This is a genomic window from Sphingomonas sp., assembly GCF_035758555.1.
In the GTDB taxonomy this organism is placed as follows: Bacteria; Pseudomonadota; Alphaproteobacteria; order Sphingomonadales; family Sphingomonadaceae; genus Sphingomonas_B.
In genome coordinates this window covers 21,840-32,395 of record NZ_DASTXI010000127.1, presented here as the reverse complement: position 1 = coordinate 32,395, position 10,556 = coordinate 21,840, and the positions used below count along the sequence as shown (strand labels likewise).

The 10,556-nt window shown below is 67.3% G+C and carries 8 protein-coding genes; 4 read left to right on the top strand and 4 right to left on the bottom strand.

The window, feature by feature from the left end; all coding sequences use genetic code 11:
* Both VFT73_RS07885 and VFT73_RS07880 read left to right on the top strand, forming a co-directional pair.
* Positions 1-4,626: HAMP domain-containing protein (locus VFT73_RS07885; RefSeq protein WP_326409700.1), on the top strand; the 4,626-nt coding region annotated here is incomplete at its 5' end.
* A 26-nt stretch (positions 4,627-4,652) separates the two neighbouring features.
* Positions 4,653-6,695, top strand: a complete 2,043-nt coding sequence (locus VFT73_RS07880; protein ID WP_326409699.1) for a response regulator — start codon at positions 4,653-4,655, stop codon at positions 6,693-6,695.
* Here VFT73_RS07880 and VFT73_RS07875 read toward each other — a convergent pair.
* The 4 genes from VFT73_RS07875 to VFT73_RS07860 form a co-directional block, all read right to left on the bottom strand.
* Complete coding sequence (locus VFT73_RS07875) at positions 6,692-6,961, bottom strand: DUF5985 family protein (RefSeq protein WP_326409698.1); 270 nt, start codon at positions 6,959-6,961, stop codon at positions 6,692-6,694. The two genes, VFT73_RS07880 and VFT73_RS07875, sit on opposite strands and share 4 nt — an antisense overlap.
* Positions 6,958-7,236, bottom strand: a complete 279-nt coding sequence (locus VFT73_RS07870) for a DUF5985 family protein (protein WP_326409697.1) — start codon at positions 7,234-7,236, stop codon at positions 6,958-6,960. Before VFT73_RS07870 ends, VFT73_RS07875 begins: the two co-directional genes overlap by 4 nt.
* Positions 7,233-7,613 carry a hypothetical protein gene (locus tag VFT73_RS07865; protein WP_326409696.1) on the bottom strand — a complete coding sequence of 127 codons (381 nt, stop codon included), beginning with the start codon at positions 7,611-7,613 and terminating at the stop codon, positions 7,233-7,235. Before VFT73_RS07865 ends, VFT73_RS07870 begins: the two co-directional genes overlap by 4 nt.
* Before the next feature lie 124 nt (positions 7,614-7,737).
* On the bottom strand, positions 7,738-9,216 hold the full coding sequence (locus VFT73_RS07860) for a hypothetical protein (RefSeq protein ID WP_326409695.1): 1,479 nt from the start codon (positions 9,214-9,216) through the stop codon (positions 7,738-7,740).
* Positions 9,217-9,615: 399 nt separating this feature from the next.
* Between VFT73_RS07860 and VFT73_RS07855 the strand changes: the two genes are divergently transcribed.
* On the top strand, positions 9,616-10,014 hold the full coding sequence (locus VFT73_RS07855; protein WP_326409694.1) for a hypothetical protein: 399 nt from the start codon (positions 9,616-9,618) through the stop codon (positions 10,012-10,014).
* Between the two features lie 14 nt (positions 10,015-10,028).
* Positions 10,029-10,451, top strand: a complete 423-nt coding sequence (locus tag VFT73_RS07850; RefSeq protein WP_326409693.1) for a hypothetical protein — start codon at positions 10,029-10,031, stop codon at positions 10,449-10,451.
* The last annotated feature ends 105 nt before the right edge of the window (positions 10,452-10,556 follow it).

Here is a 10,556-nt window from a genome sequence, read left to right as displayed (position 1 = left end):
GACCTGACCGAGTCGGTCAACCAGATGGCCGGCAACCTGACCGCGCAGGTCCGGAACATCGCCGACGTCACCATCGCGGTCGCCAGCGGCGACTTGTCGAAGAAGATCACCGTCGACGTGAAGGGCGAGATCCTCGAACTGAAATCCACGATCAACACCATGGTCGATCAGCTGAACTCGTTCGCCTCGGAAGTGACCCGCGTGGCGCGCGAAGTGGGTACCGACGGTAAGCTCGGCGGCCAGGCGCAGGTGCCGGGCGTGGGCGGCACCTGGAAGGACCTGACCGACAATGTGAACCTGATGGCGGCCAACCTGACCGGTCAGGTGCGCAACATCGCCGAGGTCACCACGGCCGTCGCGAACGGCGACTTGTCGAAGAAGATCACGGTCGACGTCCGCGGCGAGATCCTGGAGCTGAAATCCACGATCAACACGATGGTGGACCAGCTGAATTCGTTCGCGTCGGAAGTGACGCGCGTGGCGCGCGAAGTGGGCACCGAAGGCAAATTGGGCGGCCAGGCGCGGGTGGAAGGCGTCGCCGGCACGTGGAAGGATCTGACCGACAACGTGAACCTGATGGCCGACAACTTGACCGGCCAGGTGCGCAACATCGCGGACGTGACCACCGCCGTGGCGCGCGGCGACCTGTCGAAGAAGATCACTGTCGACGTGAAGGGCGAAATCCTGGAGCTGAAGGACACCATCAACGTGATGGTGGACCAGCTGAACTCCTTCGCCTCCGAAGTGACCCGCGTGGCCCGCGAGGTCGGTACCGAAGGGCGCCTCGGCGGGCAGGCGCAGGTGCCGGGCGTCGGCGGCACCTGGAAGGACCTGACCGACAACGTCAACGCGATGGCGGCGAACCTGACCGGCCAGGTCCGCAACATCGCCGAAGTGACGACCGCGGTGGCGCTGGGCGATCTGTCCAAGAAGATCACCGTCGACGTGAAGGGCGAGATTCTGGAGCTGAAGAACACCATCAACACGATGGTGGACCAGCTGAACTCCTTCGCCAGCGAAGTGACGCGCGTGGCGCGCGAGGTCGGCACGGAGGGCAAATTGGGCGGCCAGGCGCAGGTGCCGGGCGTCGCCGGCACCTGGAAGGATCTGACGGACAACGTCAACCTGATGGCGGACAACCTGACCGGCCAGGTCCGCAACATCGCCGACGTGACCACGGCCGTGGCGCGCGGCGACTTGTCCAAGAAGATCACCGTCGACGTGAAGGGCGAGATCCTCGCGCTGAAGGACACCATCAACGTGATGGTGGACCAGCTGAACTCCTTCGCCTCCGAAGTGACGCGCGTGGCGCGCGAGGTCGGCACCGAAGGACGGCTGGGCGGCCAGGCGCAGGTGCCGGGCGTCGGCGGCACCTGGAAGGACCTGACCGACAACGTCAACCTGATGGCGAACAACCTGACCAACCAGGTGCGCGGCATCGCCGACGTCGTGACCGCAGTGGCGCAGGGCAATCTGAAGCGCAAGCTGACGCTGGACGCGAAGGGCGAGATCGCCGCGCTGGCCGAGACGATCAACTTCATGATCGAGACGCTGTCGACGTTCGGCGACCAGGTCACCAACATGGCCCGCGAGGTCGGCATCGAAGGCCGGCTGGGCGGCCAGGCCCGCGTGCCGGGCGCCGCCGGCCTGTGGCGCGACCTGACCGACAACGTGAACCAGCTGGCGGCGAACCTGACCAACCAGGTGCGGTCGATCGCCGACGTGGCGACCGCGGTGACCAAGGGCGACCTGACGCGCTCCATCGCCGTCGAGGCATCGGGCGAGATGGCGTCGCTGAAAGACAATATCAACGAGATGATCCGCAACCTTAAGGATCAGACGCTCAAGAATGCGGAGCAGGACTGGCTGAAGACCAACCTGGCGCGGTTCAGCCGCATGTTGCAGGGCGAGCGCGACCTGACCACGGTTTCCAGCCTGATCATGTCGGAACTCGCCCCGCTGGTGAACGCGCAATACGGCGTGTTCTACGTGACGCAGCGCGACGAGGCGGAGACCTATCTGGAGCTCGCCGCCAGCTACGGCGCCGAAAGCAAGAACGAGCTGAAGGAAAAATTCGGGCTGCGCGAAGGGCTGATCGGCCAGGCCGCCGCCGACAAGCGGGCGATCGTGCTGAAGGACGTGCCGGCGGACTTCATCCGCATCGGCTCCGGCCTCGGCCACGCAAAGCCGGCCAATGTCGCGGTGCTGCCGGCGCTGTTCGAGGACGATGTGAAGGCCGTGATCGAGCTCGCCTCTTTCGGCGAGTTCAACGAGACCCACCAGAGCTTCCTCGACCAGCTGATGGAATCGGTGGGCATCGTGCTGAACACGATCGCCGCGACGATGCGCACCGAGGGCCTGCTGAAGCAGTCGCAGCTGCTGACGCAGGAGCTGCAGGCCCGCCAGACCGAGCTCACCACCAAGCAGGAAGAGTTGCACGCGACCAACGAGGAGCTGCAGGAAAAGGCGCAGCTGCTGGAGAACGAGAAGAAGCAGGTCGAAGCGAAGAACCTTGAAATCGAGATGGCGCGCCGCGCCGTCGAGGAAAAGGCGGAGCAGCTGGCGCTCACGTCCAAATACAAGTCCGAGTTCCTGGCGAACATGTCGCACGAGCTCAGGACGCCGCTGAACTCGCTGCTGATCCTGTCGAAGCTGCTCGCGGACAACCCGCAGGGCAATCTGAACGAGAAGCAGACCGAGTTCGCGCGCACGATCAACGCGGCGGGATCGGACCTGCTGAGCCTGATCAACGACATTCTCGACCTGTCGAAGATCGAATCGGGCACCGTCTCGATCGAGGTCGGCGACATGCCGATGTCGACGCTGAAACAGCATATGGAACGCACGTTCCGCCAGCTTGCGCAGGACAAGGGGCTGCGGTTCGACGTCGTCTTCGACCTGGCCCTCCCCTCTTCGATCAGGACGGACGAAAAGCGGCTGCAACAGGTCGTGCTGAACCTGCTGTCGAATGCGTTCAAGTTCACCGCACACGGTGGCGTCACGCTGTCGGTCAAGGCCGTCGATCGCGGCTGGAGCACCAACCATCCGGTGCTGCGCGCCGCCGACGGCGCGATCGCGATCGCCGTGACCGACACCGGCATCGGCATCCCGGAAGACAAGCAGAAGCTGATCTTCGAGGCGTTCCAGCAGGCGGACGGCACCACCAGCCGCAAATATGGCGGCACCGGCCTCGGCCTCTCGATCAGCCGCGAGATCGCGCGGATGCTGGGCGGCGAGCTGCAGGTCCGCTCGAAGCCGGGCGAGGGATCGACCTTCACGCTGTTCGTGCCGCTGGAGACCGGCGCAGTGGCGAGCAACGCTCCGGCGAGCACGCCCGCGCGCTATGAAAACACCGGCGCGGCGGTTCCGTTGGCGCTGCCGGCCACCACCGAAGTGGTCGACGACCGGGAGAATCTGGGCCACGACCCGTTCGTGCTGATCGTCGAGGACGATGTGACCTTCGCGTCGATTCTGCTCGACCTGGCGCGCGAGGCGGGGCTGAAGGGCGTCGTCTCCACCGCGGGATCGGGCACGCTGGCGCTGGCGCGCAAGCTCCAGCCCGACGCAATCACGCTGGACCTGGGGCTGAGCGACATCGACGGCTTCGTGCTGCTCGACCTGCTGAAACACGATCCGCAGACGCGGCACCTGCCGATCCATGTGATCTCCGGCGCCGCCGACGTGCAGGCGGTGTCGCGGCTGGGCGCGTTCAGCATCACCGAAAAGCCGGCCGAACGCGCCGAGCTGGTGGAGGTGTTCCGGTCGATCCACGCGCATATCCACCGCGCGGAGCGGCGGGTGCTGGTGGTCGGCGGAGCCGCAGCGGACCGCAAGTCGATCGGCCAGATCGTCGCCGATCCGCTGGTTGAGGTCCAGGCCGCATCGACGCTGGCGCGGGCGCAGGAGAAATTCGGCATCGACCAGTTCGACCTGATCGTGCTGGCCGGCGGCGAAACCGCCGGAGCGGCACGCGATCTGGCGGGGCTGGCGACACTCGGCACGCCGCTGCTGGTCGTCAGCCGGGGCGAGGAAAGCGCCGCCGTGCGCAGCGCGCTCGCCAGGCTCAACGAGACCTGCGACGTGCCGATCGTGCACAGCCTGGAGGCGTTGCCCGGCGCCGTTGCACCGGCGCTCCGCCGCGGCAAGCGGGCCGGCAACGACAATGAGACGGCAGCCGCCGGCCGCGAGGTGCCCGAGCTTGCGGGCGCGAAAATCCTGATCGTCGACGATGACATCCGGAACATCTTCTCGCTGACCAGCGTCCTGGAGAGCTTCGGCGCCGAAGTGATGCATGCGGAGCGCGGCCGGGACGGCATCCGCATCCTGGAGGAGACGCCCGGCATTGCGATCGCGCTGATCGACATCATGATGCCGGAAATGGACGGGTATGAGACGATGCAGCAGATCCGGCAGCGGCCGATGCTGGCCGACGTGCCGCTGGTCGCCGTCACCGCCAAGGCGATGAAGGGCGACCGGCAGAAATGCCTGGACGCGGGCGCGTCCGACTATATCGCCAAGCCGGTGGATATCGACCTGCTGCTGGCCTTGCTGAGGGTGTGGATCGACCGGTCACGGGCGCGGACCACCCTGATCGCCGAACCGATCACTCAATCGGCCGCGGAATGAGCGTGAAGACGCAACGGTCAATCGTGATGGACCTTTCCCCCGCCAAGATGCCGCGTCTGCGCGCGCTGCAATCCGATCCCGACCGGGCGCGGGTGCTGGTCGTCGACGACGACGAGCGCAACCTGCTGGCGATCCGCACGGTGCTGGAGGACGTCGCCGACATCGTCGAGGCGCGGTCCGGCGAGGAAGCGCTGCGGCACGTGCTGAAGCACGAGTTCGCGGTGATCCTGCTGGACGTCTACATGCCGGGGATGGACGGCTACGAAGTCGCGCAGATCGTCCGCGGGCGCGACCAGTCCAAGCGCACGCCGATCGTGTTCCTGTCGGCGGTCAACAAGGAAACCGAGCATCTGCTGCGCGGCTATTCGATGGGCGCGGTCGACTATGTGTTCAAGCCGGTCGAGCCGGTGGTGCTCCGCTCCAAGGTCGCGGTGTTCGTCGACCTGTTCCGGATGCGGCGCGAAATCCAGCGCAAGGCGCGCGAGCAGGAGGATCTGCTCGAGGCGAACCTGAAGACCACCGCCGACCTGATCCGCACCGAGCAGGAACTGCGCGTGGCAGAGCAGCGCCAGGCGGCGATCATCAACTCGCTGCCGATCGTGCTGTATCTGGAACCGTTCGATCGGAGCCCGCGCTGGCCGGCGTTCATCAGCGGCGACCTGGCCGCGATCACCGGCTTCACCATCGAGCAGATCGCCGCGGACCCGCATATCTGGGAGGAACGGCTGCATCCCGAGGATCGCGAGCGGGTGCTCGCGTGCCTGGAGGAGCGCAAAACCACGGGCCGGCTGTCGATCGAATATCGCTGGCGGGCGGCCGATGACGGCTATCGGCATTTCCACGACCAGGCGGTGCTGCTGCCCGGTGACGACGGCGGCCCGGGCGAGTTCGCCGGTACGCTGCTGGACGTCACCGAGCGCAAGGCGCTGGAGACGCAATTGCTCCAGGCGCACAAGATGGACGCGATCGGCAAGCTGGTCGGCGGCGTCGCGCACGACTTCAACAACCTGCTGGCGGCGGTGCTGGGCGGCATCGGCCTGATCGAGCGGCGGCTCCAGCTTGCCGACGAGCAGAAGAAAGTGCTCGGCATGACTCGCCATGCGGCCGAGCAGGGCACCGAGCTGGTGCGCCGCCTGCTCGCCTTCGCGCGGCGGCAGAAGCTGCAGCCGGCGCCGATCGAGCTGAAGGAGCTGTCGGTCCGGCTGAACGAGCTGCTCGCCCACACGCTGGGCGGGCTGGTCGAGATCCGCTGGGACGGCATGGACCGCAGCTGGCACGCCTTTGCCGACGAGACCCAGCTGGAGCTGGCGCTGATGAACCTGATCATCAACGCGCGCGACGCGATGGCGGAAGGCGGCACGATCACGATCGCCGCCGCAAATCGCGGGCCGACCGAAGCCGCCGCGCTGTCTCTGCCGCCGGGCGAGTATGTGACGCTGTCCGTCTCCGACACCGGCCAGGGCATCGAGCCGGCGATGATCGAGCAGGTGATGGAGCCGTTCTTCACCACCAAGCCGGTCGGCAAGGGCACCGGCCTTGGCCTGTCGATGGTCTATGGCTTTGCGCGGCAATCGGGCGGCGGCGTGCAGATCGAAAGCGAGGTCGGGCACGGCACGGCCGTCACCATCTGGCTGCCGCGGGCGCCGGAGCAGGAGGGGCTGTTCGCGGCCGCCGCCCGGGATTGCGTGCAGGCACAGGCCATGCGGCCGCTGCGCGTGCTGCTGGTCGACGATCACGAGGGCGTGCGTGCAATGACCTCGGCGATGCTGGGCGAGCTCGGCCACAGCGTCACCTCGGTGCGCGACGGCAACAGCATCATGAAGCGGCTGAAAGGCGGCGAGAAGAGCTGGGACCTGCTGATCACCGACTATGCGATGCCGACCATCTCCGGCTCCGAGCTGCTGAAGAAGGCGCGCGAGCACGCGCCGACGCTGCCGGGGCTGCTGATCACCGGCTATGCCGATCCGGACTCGATCGGCAACCGGCCGGACGATGTCGAGGTGCTGGTGAAGCCGTTCACGATCGACCAGCTCCGCGCCGCGATCGGGCGCTGCGCGGGTTTGGCCTAAGCCTTCGCGTTCTTGCGGATGATCGCGACGATGATCAGCAGGAAGGCTGCCAGCCGGAGCAGGTAGAGCGGGCTGCGTTCCTCGACCGGGATGCCGGACAGGGTGAGCAGCGCCTGGCCGAAGCCGAGCAGCGCGAATGCGGCGGCGAAGGCGAGGAACAGGCCGTCGCGCGTCCGGCTCCAGAAGCGAGCGAAGAACAGCGTCGCGATCAGGAAGCCGCAGGTGATCATGCCGCTCAGAAAGGCATTGAGCACAGGCGTCGTCATGCCTCGTCTCCCCGCCAGATGAAGCCGAACAGCAGCACCGCGATCGCCAGCAGCGACGCCGCGAGGCGATACAGCCCGAGATCGACCGGCACGATCATCAGGTCGAAGATCACGATCAGGTTATTGACCGCCAGCAGCCCGAAGCACAGCGCGCTCCAGAACAGCATGTTGCCGCGTACCTGCAGATAGCTGCGCATCAACAGCCAGGCACAGATCGCGCTGGTCAGGAAACAGAGCAGATAGACTGCCCCCGGAAACCATGTTTCGAAGATCATTCCCCCTGATCCCTTCGAAAGCGGAACGCATCGGCAAAGTTCACGACCGAATCCGCAGCGCCGCCGACGATCAGCCGCCTCACCGCTGCCGGCCGCGACGCGTAGAAGGCTGCCACCGCATCGACCGTTTCCGCAAGCGCCGGCGAGGACGGAGCATATTGGGCACAGCCCTCCGCGTCGACCGAAACCAGTCCGGCCGCGACCAGGTCCGCCGTGCTCTTCGTCAGCACCTGCTCGCTGGCGCGCAAGGACTCGATCAGTTCCTGGCGCGTCCAGCAATGCTCCGGCCTGCTGCGCAGCAAGAGCAGCAGCTCCAGAGACCAGATCGATCCGAAGGCCGAGCGCATGAATCTATGGATCGCGCTATCGTCGACCATGATCCGGGAATGGAGTCGTCAACATGCCAATGCCCTTGGCATGGACGGGACCTCGTTCCAAGCCTGGAATGTCCTTCAATTGGCCCGGATCGGGAAAACTTCACCGGAAGTTGATCGTGCGCGATCAATGCAGGACAAAAGTGTTGATCTTCCCGTCCGGTGCGATCCGCACGCGCCGTCCGATCGGCTCTCCGTCAAGCAGGCCGGCCGCCTCTCCCGTCGCCGCGAACCGCGCCCCGGACTCGGTGCGCCCGGTGACGATCCCGTGCGCTGGCGCGCCCCTGTTGAAGGCGACAGTGAAACTCTCGATCGTGCCGTTGCCCTGCGGCACCGGATCGACGGCCACACGCTCGGGCGCGGCGGTCACGGCCGGCGCCGGCCGCCAGTCGCGCGGCGGCTCGGTCGAATAGAGGCCGACCGCTTCCTTCGACAGGAAGCCGCCGTTCGCGGTCACCAGGCCCTTGACGCCGGGCCGGGCGCGGAGCTGCGCGATCATCTCGGCGATCGCGAACAGGCTGTACCCGTTCCCCGCTCCGCCGAAATAAGGAAGCCCGCCGGTCACCGTCAGCGCGGCACCGTCATGCGCCGGCAGGCCCAGCGCCTCGCACGCGGCGAACACCGCGCAGGGAAAGCAGCTGTAGATGTCGGCCAGCGCGATCTCGCCGCTGTCCCAGCCTGCCATGTCGAATGCGGCGCGAACGGCGAGCTCGAGCGGGCGCGAGGCGGCCATGTCCACGCGCTCGATCAGCGGCACGTCCGCAGCACTCGCATAGCCGTGGAGATGGACGCGCCGCTCCGTCGGGATGCCGAGCGCGTCGGCGGTTGCAACGGTCGTCATCAGCACGGCCGCGCCCTGGTTCACGGCATCCTGCGCGACCAGCCATTTGAGATACGGATCGCTGACGCGGTAATTCTCCGCGCTCTCGGTGCTCAGGAATTCGGCGCTGCGCTCGACGGGGAATTGGGCGTGCGGGTTGGCCGCGGCGACGCGCGAGAAGGCGGCGAACAGCTGCGCCATCGCTTCGGCATGTGCGGCGCGCGTGCGGCGGAGCCGAGCACGCAGCGCATGCTCGATCAGCGAATAGACGATGACCGGCACGTAGAGCCCATGTTGCGCCTCGACCGGATGGACGCGCAGGTCGCCGGGACCGCGATCGTCGCACTCGCCCGGCGCGTCCTCCGCCCGGTCGAGATCGATGCCCGCACGGCGCGCGGCGCGTTCCAGGCCCGTCGCTTCGGCCGCGACGATCAGCGCCATGTCGCAAATTCCCGCGTACAGCGCCTCGGCGCATTCGTTGACGAACGCCTGCGGCGACTGGCCGCCGAGATGCCCGTAGATCGCCTCGCGCGGGTCCGCGCCGATCCGGCGGGCGACGGCACGAGGGAAAGTGCTCGGACCCTTGGCCGCATTGTCGGCAGTCATGCGGACAGCGGCGATGCGGTCGACCTGCTCCGCCCGCACGCCGGCATCGGCCAGCGCCCGCTGCGCCGCCGCCGCCGCAAAGCCTGCCGGCGACAGTTCGGGCGACCGCGCCGGCGGGCCGCGGTACGTCGCCTGCCCGCCGCCGATCAGCACCGGCGTCCGCCCGTTCCTGCCGCTCACGCGCTGCGCCTCATCGGGCGCGGATAACACGACTCCGGACGAGAGCGAGCGTCCTTCCCGGAAAAAGGGGATCGCCGAAAATCCACCGATCCGTGGTGAAATTCACCAACTGTCGCGACGCCCGAAGTAGGCCGCATTTTGCTTCAAACGTATAATCAACAACTTACCGGTTTGGCACGCCAGTTGCGAAGCATGGGGCAACCGGCGGATCGGCCGCCGCGATTGGCAAAGGACACCAACATGACCCGTTCGTACGACATCTCCACCCGTCTCGCCGCGTTCGCCGCTTCGCTGCTGTTCGCGAGCCTCAGCCTGATCGCCACGGTCGGTCCGGCGGTTCCGTCCTTCCCGTTCGCCTGAGAGGCTACCATTGTTCGCGCCGCGCGTTAGATAGGAGGCATGACGAAGAGCGCGACCGACCTGATGCAGGACATCCTGTTTTCCGCCGTGATCGATTCGATCCAGGCGCTGAAGACCGCGTCCAAGGGGCTGCCCAACACCCTGTTGAGGGACCTGAACGCGATCCACGCGAACGTCACCCTGTCCGACCTGCCCGACGAAGTGCAGGCGGCGATCGCGACCAACGTCCGCTCGGCGTTCACGCGGCTGCTGAAGGAAGGCTATTCGGTGATGCCGCGGGGCGGCCTGCCGGAGCGCCGCGGCCCCGCGCCGGCGCCGGTGGTCGGCCGCGGCGAGCGCCGCCCGCCGTCCGGCCCGCGCCCCGGCGGGCCCAAGCCCCCCTCCTCTCCCGGCGGCCGCCCGCAGGGCCCGCGGCGCCCGCCCAAGCCCCGCGGCTGAGGCAGGCCGCAGTGATGCGGTCGCTCTTCCTCCCGATCGCTGCCGGCCTGGCGCTTGCCGCCTGCGCGACGATCGCGCCCACCCGCACCGTCTATGTGATGCCGAAGCGTCCCTCGGCCGAATTGGTCGCCAAGGTGACCGCCGACGCCGCCGCGCAGGTGAAACGCTGCTACCGCGCGCCGAATATCTTCGGCACCGGGCGGCGGATCAGCACCAAGCTGGCGGTGCGCTATGCGCCGGACGGCACCATCGTCGGCGTGCCGGTGGTGGTCTCGCAAGGCGGCGTCACGCCCGAGAACGAGATGTTCGCCGACGAAATGGCCGCCGCCGCGATCGAGTCGGTCGTCCGCTGCTCGCCGGTGCACCTGCCGCCGGAGCTGTACGCAATGGGGTGGAGCAGCTTCGAGCTGACCTTCAGCCCGGTGCTGCGGGGGTAAGGCATTTAGAGAATTGCATTCAACAGCTCGCTCGCCCCGAGCGAAGTCGAGGGGCGCTGCCCGGAGCCCACGCCTCTCGACTTCGCGCTGCGCGCTCCGCTCGGG